This window comes from Collinsella aerofaciens (genome assembly GCF_039752985.1).
GTDB lineage: Bacteria > Actinomycetota > Coriobacteriia > Coriobacteriales > Coriobacteriaceae > Collinsella > Collinsella aerofaciens_BT.
In genome coordinates this window covers 1-15,603 of sequence record NZ_JBDMHA010000029.1, presented here as the reverse complement: position 1 = coordinate 15,603, position 15,603 = coordinate 1, and the positions used below count along the sequence as shown (strand labels likewise).

Genomic DNA, 15,603 nt, shown 5'->3' with positions numbered 1-15,603 from the left:
ACCATGACAGACAACGAATTTGACGAACGACCCGCTGAGCTTGCCTCGGCGGGCTTTTGGCGTTGCAATGCCGGAGGAACAGCATGCTCATTCACCGTATAGCCGCGCAGCTCTACACTGCCGAGGCACTGCAGACCGTCGAGGCCGGGCTCGATGCTGGCGGGGACGTGACGCTGGCCGTGTCTCAGTCGGGCCGAACGCTTATGGCCGCCGCCCAGTTTGCGCGTCGTCCGCGCCCCACGGTCTACATCGTGAGTGGCGAAGACGCGGCCGATCGCGCCGCACGCAGTCTGGCCGCCTATGTGGGCCTGGCGCACGTGTGCCGCTTTCCCGAGCGCAAGGACTACCCTTGGCGCGAGCAGGCGCCCGACGACGCCGTGGTAGCCCAGCGCTGCGAGGCGCTCGGGCGCATCGTGCGCGGGGACAACTGCATCATGGTCGCCTCGGCCCGCGCGCTGCTGCGCTGCGTGCCGCCGGTCGAGAGCCGCTACTGGGAGTCCACTACTTTTGCGGTGGGCGAGGAGATTCCCTTTGACGAGGTGCCGCAGCGTCTGGTGGGCATGGGCTACACCAATGCCAGCGCCGCCGACGCGCCCGGCCTGTTCCGTGTGCACGGCGACACTGTCGAGGTGTTTCCCGCGCAGGAAAAGGCGCCCGTGCGCATTGAGTTCTTTGGCGACGAGATCGACCGCATCCGCCGCATGGTGAGTTCGACGGGCCAGACCATCGGCAACGAGGACAGCATCGAGATCTTCCCCTGTCGTGAGCTCGCACTCACCGACGACGCCGTCCACAACATGCATGTGGCGCTCTATCGCGCCAGCCAGGATGACAGCAAGCTGGCGGCGCTGCTCGAGATGGTGGATGCGCGCATCGTCACGCCCGAGCTCGATCGCTTTTTGCCGGTGATGTACGGCCAGACCGTGAGCCCGCTGTCGCACGTGAGCGGCAAGGCGCTCGTGGTACTGTCCGAGCCGCGCTCGCTGTTCGACGATTGCCTGCGCGCCTACGAGGATATCGAGGCACGTGCCGGCGAGGCGGGGGTCGACCGTCTGGACGGCCTGTACGTGCGTGCCCAGCAACTCGACTTTGGTTCCCAGCAACGCCTGAACTATGTGAGCCTCATCCGTGCCGGCGGTGCGGTGACGGCCGAGCTCAAGATTGAGCAGCCTGCCATCGCAGGCTCGGACAACCGTTTTATGACGCGCATCCAGGAGGTCGTGGGCAAGCGCTATGCCTGCGTGTTTGCCATCCCCGACCGCGGTGCGCGCGAGTCGATGGAGCTCACCTTTGGCGACGAGGGCATTACCTTTGAGGAATCGCTGACCGCGGCGCCCGAAAACGCCGGCGCTATCGGCGACCGCGTGCGTGTGGCAGCGGCGGATTCCGCTGACCGTGCCGCACGCCAGGAGGCCCATGCCTCGATTCGCGAGCGTCGCGCCGACGCGCTCAACGCCCGCTCGCTCGAGGCGGGTGCCGCCCAGGCTGCCGCCGGTGCCGCCGTGCCCACCATCTCGCGCGGGCGCGTGACCTTTGTCGATGCTGCCTTGCCGCAGGGCGTGGTGGTGCCCGATGCCAACCTGGCCGTGTTCTCAATCGCCGACCTCAACGCCCGCATGGACGCCAATCGCGCGCGCAGCCGCCGCAAGGTGGACATTACGCAGATCACGTTCCCGTTTAAGCCGGGCGACTACGTGGTGCACGCCACCCACGGTATCGCGCTCTTTAGTGAGGTCGCGCGCCAGGAAGTGGGCGGCAAGGAGCGCGACTACTTTTTGCTGGAATATGCCGACGGCGACAAGCTCTACGTGCCGCTGGAGCAGGTTGACCGCATTACGCGCTACGTTGGTCCCGACGGCGATAAACCGCGCTTGACCAGGCTCAACACCGCCGACTGGACGCGGGCCACCAACAAGGCGCGCAAGAATGCCAAAAAGCTGGCGTTTGACCTGGTCGACCTTTATACGCGCCGCTCGTCGATTACCGGTATCGCCTGTCCGCCCGATACGCCCGAGCAGATCGAGATGGAGGAGAGCTTCCCCTACGACGAGACGCGCGACCAGCTGGAGGCTATCGCCGACATCAAGGCCGACATGGAGGCGCCCAAGCCCATGGACCGCCTGCTGTGCGGCGACGTGGGTTTCGGCAAGACCGAGGTCGCCCTGCGCGCGGCCTTTAAGTGCGTGGACTCCGGCCGTCAGGTCATGGTGCTCTGCCCCACGACCATTCTGGCCCAACAGCACTACGAGACATTCTTTGAGCGCTTTGCCCCGTTTGGCCTGGAGGTCGAGGTGCTCAGCCGTTTCCGCACCCCGGCGCAGCAAAAGCGCGCGCTCAAGGCGTTTGCCGAGGGCACGATTGATGTGCTCATCGGCACGCACCGCTTGCTTTCTGCCGATGTGAACCCCAAGAACCTGGGCATGGTGATCATCGACGAAGAGCAGCGCTTTGGTGTGCAGCACAAGGAGCAGCTCAAAAACCTGCGCGAGCAAATCGACGTGCTCACGCTCTCGGCAACGCCTATTCCGCGAACCATGCAGATGGCCACGAGCGGCGTGCGCGACATGAGCCTGATCACCACGCCGCCGACCGGGCGTCGTCCCGTGATCGTGCACGTGGGGGAGTACGACCCCGACGTGGTGAGTGCGGCGATTCGCCTGGAGGTGGGCCGCGGCGGTCAGGTGTATTACGTGTCCAACCGCGTCAAGACCATCGACGACGCCGTGGCGCGCGTGCACGAGGCCGCGCCCGAGGCGCGCGTGGGCGTGGCACACGGCAAGATGAGCCCGCGCGAGGTCGAGGACGTGATGATCGAGTTCGCGACCAAGAAGATTGACGTGCTTATCGCCACGACCATCGTTGAGAGCGGTATCGACAACGCGACCGCCAACACGCTCATCATCGAGGACTCGCAGCGTCTGGGCCTGGCACAGCTCTACCAGCTTAAGGGCCGCGTGGGCCGCTCGGCCACGCAGGCATACGCGTACTTTATGTTCCCCGGCGAGCTGCCGCTTACCGAGGAGGCCACGGCACGCCTGACTGCACTTTCAGAGTTCCAGGACCTGGGCAGCGGCATGCGCATCGCCATGCGCGACCTGGAGATTCGCGGCGCCGGCTCGCTTATGGGCGCCGAGCAGCATGGCAACTTGTCGAGCGTGGGCTTTGACCTGTTTACGCAGATGCTGGGCCAAGCCGTGGCCGAGGCGCGCGGCGATGACGATGCCGGCGTGGAGGCGGCGAGCGTGGGCATCAACCTGCCGGCCGACTACTTCTTGTCCGAGGAGTACCTACCGGCGGTGGATCAGCGCGTGCTCGTGTACCGTAAGCTCGCAGCGGCCGAGGACCTTGAGAGCATCGATGAGGTGCAGGAGGAGACCGAGGCTGCGCATGGCGAGCTGCCGTTGGCGGGACTCAACCTGTTCAACCGCGCTCGCATTCGTATTCGCGGCGAGCGCCTGGGGCTCGAGAGCGTCACGCTCAGCGGTGGACGCATTACCTTCCTGGGGGTTGACGTGCCCAAGAAGGTGGCCTTTGAGCTTAAGACCCGCTATGGCGCGGTGAACTTTCCCAAGAGCCGCAAGCTGTCGGTGCCCTACAAGGCGGGCGCCGGCGCGGGCAGCGGCCTGGGTCGCGGCCTCGACGCCAACGACGGCACCGGCCCCGTGGCCGCGGCGCTCATGCTGCTGCAGCAGCTGGGTGCCAGCGACGACGACTAACGGGTCGACGCTGCAAACGCCCCATTTGGGCAATCTGACCCTCACTCGTCGGTCGCGTACGCAAGTACGCTTCCCTCCTCCTTCGGGCCACCTTGCCACAAATGGAACGTTTTCGCTTACTTATGCTCAACCTGTAAGGGTATTTACGGGACAAAGCCATCTTCGTCTCACCCACATTGCAGGTTGACTGCCCTTCGCCCGACCGAAAGGAAAGCATGTTCGGATACATCTATAAGAAAGATGTCACCATTATCGCGGTTGTCCTGTGCCTTTGTCTGGGCGTGGGCAGCTTCTTTGATTATCAAATCTCGAGTGCGCTGTTCAACATCGGCAGCATGTACGGTCGCTTTGTCGAGGCGGCCGGTGAGCTGCCGTTCGAGCTGACGGCGAGCATCGCGGGCGTTATGCTCGTGCGCTCGGCACGCCCCAATTCCAAGGCGAGCAAGTGGCTCGCTGCGCTGGGCGTTTTGATCAACGTGGGTCTGGTCGGCTACGAGATTATCGGATCGCTGCGCGTCGGCGGCAAGCTTATTGCGTTTCAGCTGGTTCTGACGTTTGCGTTGGTCATCGCAGCCAACTTCATTGCCTACTGCCTCACGCGCACGACCGAGCCCGACGAGCTTACGCGCTGGGCGTTGATGGTGCTGGCCGTGTGGGTCGCTCAGGCCATCATCCTCAACGTCATTGTTAAGCCGTTATGGTCGCGCCCGCGCATGCGCGTGATCGAGGTCACGCCGGGGCTCAATTTTCAGCCGTGGTGGGTGATCGGCAACCCCGACAAGTGGGCCTATATCGCCGCCGGCGTGATCAAGGACGGGTTCAAGTCGTTTGCGAGCGGACACACGGCGCATGCGGCGATCGGCCTTATGCTCGCCGGGCTTCCCGCGGCAGCCTTTAAGGAAAAACCTTCGCGTCGCCGCGTGATCTTTTGGGCGGCGGTTGTTGTTGCAGCGTTCGTCGCCTTTGGGCGCATCGTGATCGGCGCTCACTTTTTGAGCGATGTGAGCTGCGGTTTTGCCCTGGTACTGGCATTTGAGTGCCTTGCCGCGCGCATTGCCTATCCCAACGGCGTACAATAGCTCCGTTTGAATCATCTGGCCGATACCCGGTAAGAGAGGATTGCCATGCTCGCGTTTAACAACGATTATTCCCACGGCGCACATCCGGCAGTGCTGCAGGCGCTCGTCGACACCAATATGGAGCCGCAGCCCGGCTACGGTACCGATGCGCACACCGAGCGTGCCAAGCAGCTTATCCGCGAGGCCTGTCAGGCCCCCGATGCCGACGTGTTTTTTCTGGTGGGCGGCACGCAGGCCAACGCGACGGTGATCGACATGTTGCTTGCGCCGTACGAGGGCGTCGTTGCTGTTGAGACTGGCCACGTCGCCTGCCACGAGGCGGGCGCCATCGAGTTTGGCGGCCACAAGGTGCTCACCATCCCCGGCTACGAGGGCAAGATGCACGCCGAGGATCTGGAGGACTATATCCAGGTGTTCTACGAAAACGAGAGCTACGAGCACACGGTGTTCCCGGGTGCCGTGTACGTGAGTCTATCGACCGAGTACGGCACGCTGTACTCCAAGGCCGAGCTCGCGGCGATTCACGCAGTGTGCCAGAAGCGTGAGATTCCGCTGTTTGTGGATGGCGCCCGCCTGGCCTATGCGCTGGCGGCCGATGAGTGCGACATTACCCTGCCCGAGCTGGCGCAGCTGTGTGACGTGTTCTACATCGGCGGCACCAAGTGCGGCGCTCTGTGCGGCGAGGCCGTGGTGTTTTGTGGCATGCACGCCCCGGCGCATCCCATTCCGCGTATTAAGCAGCACGGCGCGCTGTTGGCCAAGGGCCGCCTCACGGGCGTGCAGTTTGAGGCGCTCTTTACCGACGGCCTGTATTTTGAGATTGGTCGCCAGGCGATCGAAACCGCGCAGGCGCTTCGTCGCGTGCTGCACGAGCGCGGCTACCAGTTCTTCTTGGAGACGCCCACAAACCAGCAGTTCGTGATTCTTCCCAACGAGGACATGGCCCGCATTCGCGAGCATGCCTCGATCGAGTACTGGGAAAAGTACGACGAGACCCACACGGTGGTGCGCTTTTGCACCAGCTGGGCCACGACGCAGGAGGATATCGACGCGTTGGCGGCGGTTCTGTAGCCTGATGTAATGACGAGGGGCCGCCTTGCGCTGGGTTTGGCGCAAGGCGGCCTTTGTTTTTGAGGGAGAAGGGTTGTATGACCGAGATGTCCGAGCCGACGATTCGCCTGGCGACGCCCGAAGACGCACCGGCGTTGCTGGCCATCTATGAGCCGTATGTGCGCCAGACGGCGATTACCTGCGAATACGAGGTGCCGAGCGTTGAGGAGTTTGCCGGGCGCATCGAGCGCACGCTCAAGCGCTATCCGTATCTGGTGATGGAGTTGGACGGGCGTCCGGTAGGCTATGCCTACGTGAGTCCGCTTAACAGCCGCGAGGCATACGACTGGTCGGTCGAGACGTCGATCTACCTGGCACGCGATGTGCGCCATGGCGGGCTGGGTCGCAAGCTGCACGACGCGCTCAAGCAATGCCTGGTCGCGATGGACATCACCAACATGTGCGCGCTCATTGCCGTGCCGCACGATAAGGACGACGAGTATCTGACGCACAATAGCCAGGACTTCCATGCCCATATGGGATATCGCTTGGTGGGCGCCTTCGACCGCTGCGCCCAAAAGTTCGGCCGCTGGTACGACATGTGCTGGATGGAGCTGGTCCTGGCTGAGCGCACACCCAACCAACCCAAACCAACCTGGTTCCCCGACCTCCCCAGACCTACCATTTAGGGACAGGTTTATTTTGGCAGGTTAGCCGATGGGCTCGGTGTATTTGGCGCGGTCGGTGCGTTGGATGCGCTTGGAGACATGGAGCGGGCGGCCGTCGGTGTCGTAGACGTAGTCGGTGATCAGGATCAGCGCCTGCCCGCGCTCAACGTTGAGCAAAAACGCCTCGTTTTGCGAGGCATAGCACACCTCAAAGGTCTTGTGCCCCTGTGCCGGCGCGCGATGGAATTCTTGACGCAGCGTGGCGTAGAGCGAACCGTTGATATCGCGATCGATGAGTGCCCCAAAGCTCGGTGGTAGATAGGTGGTCTCCAGGCACAGCGGCGCATCGTCCAGATAACGCAGGCGGACAAGTTTGACGAGCTTGCTGCCCACGGCGACATCGAAGAACTTGGCCGCATTGCCCGCGGCCTTGGCAAAGCCCGAGTCCACCGTGCGCGTGGTGGGCTTCATACCCTGACCCTGGACCTGTGTCGTGTAGCTCGAAAACACCAGGTTGTTCTCGTGGAGTGCCGGCGTGTCGGCCACAAAGGCGCCACGCCCGCGCTCGGTGCGCACCAGGCCCTCGTCAACGAGCACCTTAAGGGCGTGGCGTACGGTGCTGCGCGACAGCCCCGATTCGTCCATGAGTTCCATCTCGGACGGCAGCTTGTCTCCGCGCGCGTAGGTGCCGGAGGCGATGCGGTCGCGCAGCATGCCCGCCAAGCGCTCGTATTGGGTCAGTCTCTTTTTAGATGAAGCGTTCATGCGATCAACCTGTATCTAACTTGTATGCGTATCTAATCAAGCATGTATTCAATACAACAACAAAACCGCTGGTAGCTAGTTATAGAAAACTGCATCAGCAAAATATCTAAGACAAATATAGCATACAACTAGTCGACATAACCAAAACATGTATGTAACTTGTATGCCATCGAGAGCATCAAACGAGAAGAAAGGCTGATGCACGATGACTACTCAGGAACAGGTTAAGGATGTCGTCTCCCAGGTTTTGGCTGACAAGGCAGACAAGGGCGGCATCAAGCGCGTCGTGTGGATTGGCGCTGGCGGATCCAACGGCGGCAACTATCCTGCCCAGTACTTTATGGAGCACGAGGCCACGCAGGTCGTGAGCTCCAGCTACACCAGCAACGAGTTCGTGCACGCCACCCCGGCCTACGTCAACGAGAACACCCTGGCCGTCGTCGTGTCCATGCGCGGCACCAAGGAGACCATCGTTGCCGCCCAGGTCGCCAAGGACCACGGCGCCAGCACCATCGCCATCTATGTTGACGAGTCCGGCCTCACCGAGGTCTGCGACTACAAGATCCAGTACGACAGCCTGGCCGTCGACGAGTCCTGCATGGGCCGCACCAACTCCGCCGTCGTGACCATGATCGCCATGGAGCTTACGCAGCAGACCGAGGGCTATGCCGAGTACGAGACCGCTATGGCCGCGTTCGACTTGGTCGACCCCATCTATCGCAAGGCCGTCGAGTACACCCGTCCGCTCGCTGCCAAGTGGGCCGAGCAGAACGCCGACAAGCCCTGCATCAACGTCATGGCCCAGGGCCCGCTCTTTGGTGCCGCCTACGTCTTTAGCATCTGCAACGTGCAGGAGATGCTGCAGATCGACTCCTGCACCATCAACACCTGCGACTTCTTCCACGGCCCCTTCGAGATTCTGGACAAGCGCACCTCGCTGTTCCAGCTCATCAGCGTCGGCCGCAGCCGCTGCAACGACGAGCGCGGCATCCGCTTCGTCAACCAGTACGGTGGCGAGCGCGTCTATCAGCTCGACGCCAAGGAGCTCGGCCTCAACGACATCAAGGACAGCGTGAGCGAGTACTTCAACCACCTGATCTTTGCCCCGATCCTCAACAACGTGTATATGCGCGCGCTCTCTGCCGTCACCCACAAGGACTACATGACGCGCCGCTACATGTGGAAGCTGGACTACTAGGGGATAGAGCGGCCTAACAGCTCGATGTCCTCATAAGTTGCGGTGGAATAGTTCTTGCTTGGGGGCTTGAAGCCTCTATTTAGGAACTATTTCACCGCAACCGCCCAGTAATCCGCTGGGGGCGGAGGAAAACGGATCACTTTTCCGCTCACCGATTTGTGTCTTGAAAAATGTATATAACGACTATAACGTAGTGTGAAACATATTGGAAACAATACCGAGGAGGCTGCGTTGAAGAAAAGCAATCTGGGCTATGTGCTGGTGCTGGTCGCCGCGCTTATGTGGGGCAGCATCGGAATCTTTGTAAACGGCATCTCGGCCATGGGCGTTTCGTCCCAGAGCATGGCTGCCTTTCGCTTGTTGGTCGGAGCGCTTATCTTGGCGCCGGTCCTGATGTTTATGGGCTGTCGTCCGGGTGAGGGGTCTACCGTGGCTCAGGGTCCGCTGGCCCTGTTCAAGGCAAGCCCTAAAGAGCTTGTTCCCTGCGCGCTTGTCGGTATCGTCGGTTTGGCCGCCGCCAACACCTGCTATTACGAGTGCATGGGCGAGGTGGGCATGTCCACGGCCTCGGTGCTGCTCTACACCTCGCCGGTGTTTGGCGTCATGCTCGGCCGCGTGCTTTATCGCGAGGACGTGACCCCCAACAAGCTCGTTGCCATTGTCTTTAACATCGTTGGCTGCGTGCTTGCAGTGACCAATGGCGACCTTTCCGGTTTCCATTTTTCGGTTTGGGGCGTCACGTCGGGCGTGATTGCAGGTCTTTGTGGTGCGTCGCTCGCGGTGTTTAGCCGGATAGCAACCAAGACGGTCCACCCGCTGGCTGTCACGTTTTGGGGCTTTGTTTTTGGCGGTGCGGTTATGGCGGCTATCGCGGCTCCGTGGCCGGATGTCGCCGCGGCGATGTCGCCACAGCTGCTGCTGTTGTTCCTTGGCTTTGGACTCATCCCCACAGCTGTGGCCTACATCTTATATATGCAGGGTCTGTCCATGGGGCTCGAGACATCGAAAGTTCCCGTCGTAATGTCATTCGAGACGGTCGTCACCGTACTGCTGGGCATTGGTGTCTACGCCGAGCCCGCCGGCGCGATCAAAGTCCTGGGCATCGTGCTGGTGCTCGCGTCCATCCTGATTATGAACACCGACTTCTCTAAGCTGCGCAACAGTGTGTTTGTCGGTCATGTCATTGAGAGCATGACCTTTAAGCCCAACGCGTGGTGGACCGAAAAATCTCAGGACATGGATCTGTTTAAGGAACGCACTGGCATCGCGCTGGAACCCACCGTGCAGGAAAGCCCCTGGTACTTCGTGCGATAGAGGATTGTACGCGGCGTCTGACCTGGGGTTATCCAGCCAGCGCCGGCCTATCCAGTCCAACGTTTCAAGTACGTTAAACCCGTCAACGGTCGATTTTCACCCGCGAACGGTCTTTATACTAATTAGCAATATAAGCAACGTATAAGACGTTATAATGACCATAACGAAAAGGAGGAGGCAAGATGAATCAGATCATTCTCGCATCTCATGGCGGCCTGGCCGCAGGCGCCAAAGACACGCTCGAGATGGTTCTCGGCGACGTGTCGAACGTCCACGTCGTGTCGCTTGCTCGTGACGACAAGGAGCCCATCACCAATAAGGTTGAGGCTATGATCGCCACGTTCAACGCGGACGACACCGTCTATGTGCTGACCGATATGCTCGGCAGCTCGGTCAACAACAACATGGTCGAGCTTTCCAAGAACGGCACGAAGTTCACGGTTGTTAGCGGTTTCAACATCCCGCTGGCGCTCACGCTCGCTATGAGCCCCGTCCCCGTCAAGGGCGCCGAGCTCGCGGCCCTCATCAACGAGGCCCGCACCGGTCTGACCAACCCCAATGCTCCGGTCGAGGCTGCCGCGGCTCCCGCCAAGAAGGCTAAGGCGCCCCGTCACAGCTCCGGTCCCGCCAAGATCGTCCTCGCACGTCTTGACTATCGTCTGCTGCACGGCCAGGTCGTCTTTACCTGGACCACCAAGGTTCAGGCCGAGCGCATCATCGTCGTCGACAACGCTGCCGCCAACGATGACATCAAGAAGGGCGCTCTTAAGCTGGCCAAGCCCCAGGGCGTGCGTCTGAACGTCTTCACCGTCGAGCGTGCCCTCGCCAAGATGGACAAGCTCAACACCCTCGGCGAGCGCGTCATGTTCGTCTTTGGCAACACCGCCGAGATGCTGCAGTTCTGCCAGGGCTACAAGCTCGACGCCATCAACCTGGGCGCCACCGCCAACCACGACGGTGCCGATCAGGTCGGAGGCAAGGACAGCTCCGTCTTCCTCGACGCCACCCAGAAGGCCGACGTCAACCAGCTGCTCGACATGGGCATCAAGCTCTATGTTCAGCAGACCCCTACGTATCAGAGCGTCGACATCGACGCCAAGCTGTAATCAACCAGGCTTTTGCCTGACTGAAAGGAGAAGGGTATGAATACGTTCATCAGTGCAGTGCTCGTCGGCCTCGTCGGCGTGTTCTGCATGTGGGACTCCCGCCTGCTCGGTCGTCTTAACTTCGAGCAGCCCCTCGTTGGCGCTACGCTCGTCGGTTTGCTGCTGGGCGATGTGCCCACCGGCCTTGCCGTCGGTGCCGCCGTCGAGCTCGTGTCCATGGGCCTGGTGCAGGTCGGCGCCGCCGTTCCGCCCGATATGGTCCTGGGCGGCATCGTGGCCGCTGCCTTTGCGTGCCTGACCGATGCTTCCGCCGAGACCGCCATGACGATCGCCATCCCGGTCGCCGTCCTGGGTCAGCTCCTCGGCATCGTGTTCCGCTCCATCATCGCCGCCCTCACCCATGTGGCAGATAGCGCGATCGATAACGGAAAGTTTAAGACCGCCTACCGTATGCACATCTGCGCCGGCTCCGGTCTGTACGCCATCATGTACTTCCGCCGATCTTCCTCGCCGTCTTTGTTGGCACCGACCTGGTTCAGGCCATCGTCAACATGGTTCCCGAGTGGCTGTCCACTGGTCTTAACGTTTCGACCAAGATCATGACCGCCTACGGCTTGGCCCTGCTGCTCACCATGATGATCAAGAAGGGTATGACTCCGTTCCTGTTCATCGGTTTCCTGCTCGCCGCTTACCTCAACCTGTCCGTCATCGCGGTCGCTCTGATCGGTGTGTGCCTGGCTGTCGTCTTCATGGGCTTCAAGTTCAACGGTTCCCATGCAGCCGCCGGTGTCGATTCCGACTACGATCCGCTCGAAGACGACGAAGACTAAGGAGGAACACACTATGGCAACCGCAACCAAGGACGTGTCCCTGAACAAGAAGGTCAGCCAGTTCTTCTGGCGCTCCTGGGCCATCCAGGCTTCTTGGAACTACGAGCGTCAGATGAACATGGGCTTCCTCTACGGCATGGTCCCCACGCTCGATCGCCTCTATCCGGATGAGTCCGACCCCAAGCAGCTCGCTGCTAAGAAAGAGGCTTACCACCGTCACATGGCGTTCTACAACTGCACCCCGCAGACGAGCGCCTTTATCCTAGGCCTCTCCGCCTCCATGGAGGAGGAGTACGCCAAGGATCCCGAGAACTTCGATCCCGATTCGATCAACGCGGTCAAGACCTCCCTCATGGGTCCGCTTTCCGGCATCGGTGACTCCTTCTTCCAGGGCACCATCCGCGTTATCGCCTTTGGCCTGGGCGTTCAGCTGGCTCAGCAGGGCTCCATCATGGGCCCGATCCTGGCCATGCTCATCTCCATCGTCCCCTCTGTGCTGATCACCTGGTTCGCAGCCAAGATGGGCTATCAGGGCGGCCACGAGTACCTGAGCAAGCTTCAGGGCGGCGACCTCATGGAGAAGCTCATGTATGTCTGCGGCATCGTGGGTCTTATGTCCGTGGGCGGCATGATTGCTACGCTGATCGGCGCCACCACCCCGCTGCAGTTCGCTGAGGGCACCGTCGTGATTCAGGACATCCTGGACGGCATGATGCCCCAGATGATCTCCCTCGGTCTCACCGGCCTTATGTACTGGCTCATCAAGAAGAACGTCAACACCGGTTGGCTTCTCGTGATCGCCATCGTGGGCGGCATCGCCCTCTCCGCGGCCGGCATCCTGGCCTAGTTGCGACCAAGCGTCTAACCGCTTTCCCCCGGGGGCCTGCCTGGCATCCCATACCCCAGGCAGGCTTCCATTCCCAAAATGCGACAATGGGACAGTCCCCTTGTCGCATCCTCAACGGGCCGGCGACTCGGTCCAAACCACGGTAACCCTGCGAGCGCCCGGCAATGTGGCGCCGCAAAAATCGAAAGGAATGTGTCAGATGTACGAGATCGACCTTAACCTCCCTAAGCAGATCGTCGCTGACGTCCTGTCCAACCACGAGATCCACAGCGTCGCCTTCGTCGGCTGCGGTGCTTCCATGTCCGACCTTTACCCCGCCAAGTACTTCCTGGCCAACAACACGGACAAGCTGAACGTTCAGATCTTCACCGCTAACGAGTTCAACTACGACACGCCTTCCTGGGTCAACGAGCACACCTTCGTGATCACCTGCTCCCTCGGTGGCTCCACGCCCGAGACCGTCGAGGCCAACAAGACCGCCAAGAAGCACAACTGCCCGGTCGTCTCCCTCACCAACAAGGCTGGCTCCGCTCTGACCGTCGACGCCGACCACGTCATCGTTCACGGCTTCCACGCCAACTACGCTGCCAAGTGCGAGAAGCCCGGCTATGCTATCGCTCTTGCTCTCGAGATCCTTCAGCAGACCGAGGGCTATGACCACTACGAGGACATGATCACCGGCCTTACCAACATCTTCGATCTCTGCGAGAACGCCGCTCAGCACTGCAAGAAGCTCGCCAAGAAGTTCGCCGAGGACTTCAAGGACGACAAGATGATTTACTTCATGGCTTCCGGTGCCTCCGAGAAGATGGCTTATTCTCACGCCGCCTTCCTGTTCACCGAGATGCAGTGGATCGACGCCGCCGCCTACAACACCGGCGAGTACTTCCACGGCCCGTTCGAGGTTTCCACCGAGGGTAAGCCCTACGTCTTCTTCATGTCCGATGGCGCCACCCGTCCGATGGACGCCCGCGCCCTCACCTTCCTTGAGCGCATGGGCGCCAAGGTCGCTCTGATCGACTCCAAGGACTACGGCCTGGCTGACGCCGTGCCCGCGAGCGTCATCACCTACTTCAACCCGCTGCTGCACCTCGCCGTTATGCGTGAGTACGGCAACCAGATCGCCGAGGCCCGTCAGCACCCGCTGACCATGCGTCGCTACATGTGGAAGCTTTCCTACTAATCACAAGTAAGTAGACCTTACGGGTTGATTGAGAGGGGGTGGGGTTTGTGCCCCGTCCCCTTTTTTGCTCTGGGGAGGGCGTGTTCGTCGTTCCATAAAACCCCAGATAAAACCTACCAAAATAAACCTGTCCCTTTTTGGCAGGTGGGAGGAGATGCGTATGATCAAGGCAGTGCTGTTTGACATGGACGGCGTGCTGGTCGATACCGAGTGGTTCTACAACCGTCGCCGCGTGGCGTTTATGGAAGAGAAGGGGTTCCACTTTGACGAGATTCCCGATCTTTCGGGGTCTAACGAGCCCGCCATTTGGGAGGCGCTGGTGCCCGACGATATTGAGCTGCGCGAGCGTTTGCGCGTGGAGTACAAGCAGGTCTATAGCCCGGACCATCCCGTTCCGTATGCCGAGCTGCTCAACGAGCAGACGGAGCCGGTGATGCGCGAGCTGCACGAGCGTGGCGTGAAGTGCGCTATCGCGAGCTCGTCCTATCGCGAGCTCATCGACGAGCTGGTGGAGATTGCCGGCATCGCCGACGTGCTAGACTACACCATCAGCGGTCACGAGTGCAGTGCGTTTAAGCCCGATCCCGAGATCTACCTGCGTGCCATGGAGGCGTTGGGGGTGGAGCCTACCGAGTGCCTGGTTATCGAGGACTCGCCTTTGGGTATCGAGGCCGGCAAGCGCTCCGGCGCCCGCGTCCTGGCGCTGCGCCCGCACGAAGGCGTCAACCTGGACCAGTCCGCCGCCGACGTCGTCATCGACAACCTGACCGACATCCTACCTGCCATTTAGGGACAGGTTTATTTTGGCAGGTTTTATCTGGGCAAACGCCGAATTCGCCGTGAAGGGACCGCTCTCTTCACGGCGTTTTTCTTTTGAGCGGCCTCACGGTCCTTCTGATGGTTGTCGAGAGAGGGTGAATTGAAGCGCCCCCGCACGCTCCATGCTACAATCGCGGGCACGCCTCACAACTATATCTGCCTTCGAAAGGAGCCTCCGTGGCGAACGCCATCGATCAGCTCACGGACCGCGTGCTCGTGCTCGGCCGCCTCACCATCGTTCGCCGTGCCATTACTGCCGTGGCGGTCACCATTTCCGCCGTTCTCCAGACATTTCTGATCCAGGCGTTCATTCAACCCGCCGACCTGCTTCCGAGTGGTCTTACCGGCGTCGCGGTCCTGCTCGATCGCGTTACCTCGCTCGGCGGCGTTCGAATCGACATCTCGCTCGGCATGCTCGCGCTCAACATCCCCGTGGCGCTCCTATGCTGGAGCGGCATTAGCAAACGCTTCGTCATCTTCTCGATGATGCAGGTCGTGCTCTCGTCGCTGTTCCTCAACATCTTTCACTTTTCCCCGTTTTTGGGCGACAAGATCATGCTCATCATTTTTGGCGGCGTGGTCTCGGGTCTGGGCGCTGCCATCGCGCTCAAGTCCGGTGCGTCCACCGGCGGCACCGACTTTATCGCGCTGTGGGTCTCCAACCACACGGGCAAGACTATCTGGGGCGTCATCTTTGGTTTCAACTGCTTTATCCTGGCGATTTTTGGCTTTATGTTTGGTTGGGACAACGCGGCGTACTCTATCGTGTTCCAGTTTATTTCGACCAAGACCATCGACAGTTTCTATCGTCGCTACGACCGCGTGACGCTGCAGATCACGACGCGCAAGGCGGACGAGGTCATGACCGCCTATGTTGACCATTTTCAGCACGGCATTAGCTGCGCCGAGGTCATCGGCGGATACAGCCGCGAAAAGATGTACCTGCTGCACGCCGTTGTCTCGACCTACGAGAGCCAGGACATTATCAAGCTGGTGTGCGACATTGATTCCGGTGCCGTGATCAATGT

The 15,603-nt window shown here is 60.9% G+C and carries 12 protein-coding genes and 1 pseudogene; 12 read left to right on the top strand and 1 reads right to left on the bottom strand.

Going from position 1 to position 15,603, the window contains the following annotated elements; all coding sequences use genetic code 11:
- Positions 1-83: 83 nt before the first annotated feature.
- From mfd to ABHR76_RS05300, 4 genes are all read left to right on the top strand, one after another.
- The gene (gene mfd, locus ABHR76_RS05315; RefSeq protein ID WP_346976994.1) at positions 84-3,716 is read left to right on the top strand and encodes a transcription-repair coupling factor; all 3,633 of its coding nucleotides are present in this window, start codon (positions 84-86) and stop codon (positions 3,714-3,716) included.
- A 215-nt stretch (positions 3,717-3,931) separates the two neighbouring features.
- The gene (locus ABHR76_RS05310) at positions 3,932-4,795 is read left to right on the top strand and encodes a phosphatase PAP2 family protein (RefSeq protein WP_346976993.1); all 864 of its coding nucleotides are present in this window, start codon (positions 3,932-3,934) and stop codon (positions 4,793-4,795) included.
- 45 nt (positions 4,796-4,840) lie between these two features.
- Positions 4,841-5,866: a threonine aldolase family protein gene (locus ABHR76_RS05305; RefSeq protein WP_346976992.1), complete on the top strand. Its 1,026-nt coding sequence runs from the start codon at positions 4,841-4,843 to the stop codon at positions 5,864-5,866.
- A 77-nt stretch (positions 5,867-5,943) separates the two neighbouring features.
- Positions 5,944-6,534 (top strand): GNAT family N-acetyltransferase, encoded by a 591-nt coding sequence (locus ABHR76_RS05300; RefSeq protein ID WP_346976991.1) that lies wholly within the window; start codon positions 5,944-5,946, stop codon positions 6,532-6,534.
- Positions 6,535-6,555: 21 nt separating this feature from the next.
- Here the strand turns inward: ABHR76_RS05300 and ABHR76_RS05295 are convergent, their stop codons facing one another.
- Positions 6,556-7,278 (bottom strand): GntR family transcriptional regulator, encoded by a 723-nt coding sequence (locus ABHR76_RS05295; protein WP_346976990.1) that lies wholly within the window; start codon positions 7,276-7,278, stop codon positions 6,556-6,558.
- A 205-nt stretch (positions 7,279-7,483) separates the two neighbouring features.
- Between ABHR76_RS05295 and ABHR76_RS05290 the strand changes: the two genes are divergently transcribed.
- The 8 genes and pseudogenes from ABHR76_RS05290 to ABHR76_RS05250 form a co-directional block, all read left to right on the top strand.
- Positions 7,484-8,476 (top strand): SIS domain-containing protein, encoded by a 993-nt coding sequence (locus tag ABHR76_RS05290; RefSeq protein WP_006235139.1) that lies wholly within the window; start codon positions 7,484-7,486, stop codon positions 8,474-8,476.
- A 231-nt stretch (positions 8,477-8,707) separates the two neighbouring features.
- On the top strand, positions 8,708-9,790 hold the full coding sequence (locus tag ABHR76_RS05285) for a DMT family transporter (RefSeq protein ID WP_346976989.1): 1,083 nt from the start codon (positions 8,708-8,710) through the stop codon (positions 9,788-9,790).
- A 182-nt stretch (positions 9,791-9,972) separates the two neighbouring features.
- Positions 9,973-10,896, top strand: coding sequence for a PTS sugar transporter subunit IIAB (locus tag ABHR76_RS05280; RefSeq protein ID WP_346976988.1), 924 nt, complete (start codon positions 9,973-9,975; stop codon positions 10,894-10,896).
- Between the two features lie 36 nt (positions 10,897-10,932).
- Positions 10,933-11,726 (top strand): annotated as a pseudogene (locus tag ABHR76_RS05275) (PTS mannose/fructose/sorbose/N-acetylgalactosamine transporter subunit IIC).
- A gap of 13 nt (positions 11,727-11,739) precedes the next feature.
- Positions 11,740-12,573 carry a PTS system mannose/fructose/sorbose family transporter subunit IID gene (locus ABHR76_RS05265; RefSeq protein WP_035136780.1) on the top strand — a complete coding sequence of 278 codons (834 nt, stop codon included), beginning with the start codon at positions 11,740-11,742 and terminating at the stop codon, positions 12,571-12,573.
- Positions 12,574-12,772: 199 nt separating this feature from the next.
- Positions 12,773-13,756, top strand: a complete 984-nt coding sequence (locus ABHR76_RS05260) for an SIS domain-containing protein (protein WP_226790479.1) — start codon at positions 12,773-12,775, stop codon at positions 13,754-13,756.
- Between the two features lie 160 nt (positions 13,757-13,916).
- Entirely contained in the window at positions 13,917-14,546 is a 630-nt protein-coding gene (locus tag ABHR76_RS05255) for an HAD family hydrolase (protein WP_346976985.1), read from the top strand.
- 206 nt (positions 14,547-14,752) lie between these two features.
- On the top strand, positions 14,753-15,603 hold an 851-nt coding region (locus ABHR76_RS05250), incomplete at its 3' end, for a YitT family protein (RefSeq protein ID WP_346976984.1).

What these genes read in the sequence shown, in the direction of transcription:
- mfd (WP_346976994.1), top strand. Translation starts at nt 84, where the DNA reads ATGCTCATTCACCGTATAGCCGCGCAGCTCTACACTGCCGAGGCACTG.
- ABHR76_RS05310 (WP_346976993.1), top strand. Translation starts at nt 3,932, where the DNA reads ATGTTCGGATACATCTATAAGAAAGATGTCACCATTATCGCGGTTGTC.
- ABHR76_RS05305 (WP_346976992.1), top strand. Translation starts at nt 4,841, where the DNA reads ATGCTCGCGTTTAACAACGATTATTCCCACGGCGCACATCCGGCAGTG.
- ABHR76_RS05300 (WP_346976991.1), top strand. Translation starts at nt 5,944, where the DNA reads ATGACCGAGATGTCCGAGCCGACGATTCGCCTGGCGACGCCCGAAGAC.
- ABHR76_RS05295 (WP_346976990.1), bottom strand. Translation starts at nt 7,278, where the DNA reads ATGAACGCTTCATCTAAAAAGAGACTGACCCAATACGAGCGCTTGGCG.
- ABHR76_RS05290 (WP_006235139.1), top strand. Translation starts at nt 7,484, where the DNA reads ATGACTACTCAGGAACAGGTTAAGGATGTCGTCTCCCAGGTTTTGGCT.
- ABHR76_RS05280 (WP_346976988.1), top strand. Translation starts at nt 9,973, where the DNA reads ATGAATCAGATCATTCTCGCATCTCATGGCGGCCTGGCCGCAGGCGCC.
- ABHR76_RS05265 (WP_035136780.1), top strand. Translation starts at nt 11,740, where the DNA reads ATGGCAACCGCAACCAAGGACGTGTCCCTGAACAAGAAGGTCAGCCAG.
- ABHR76_RS05260 (WP_226790479.1), top strand. Translation starts at nt 12,773, where the DNA reads ATGTACGAGATCGACCTTAACCTCCCTAAGCAGATCGTCGCTGACGTC.
- ABHR76_RS05255 (WP_346976985.1), top strand. Translation starts at nt 13,917, where the DNA reads ATGATCAAGGCAGTGCTGTTTGACATGGACGGCGTGCTGGTCGATACC.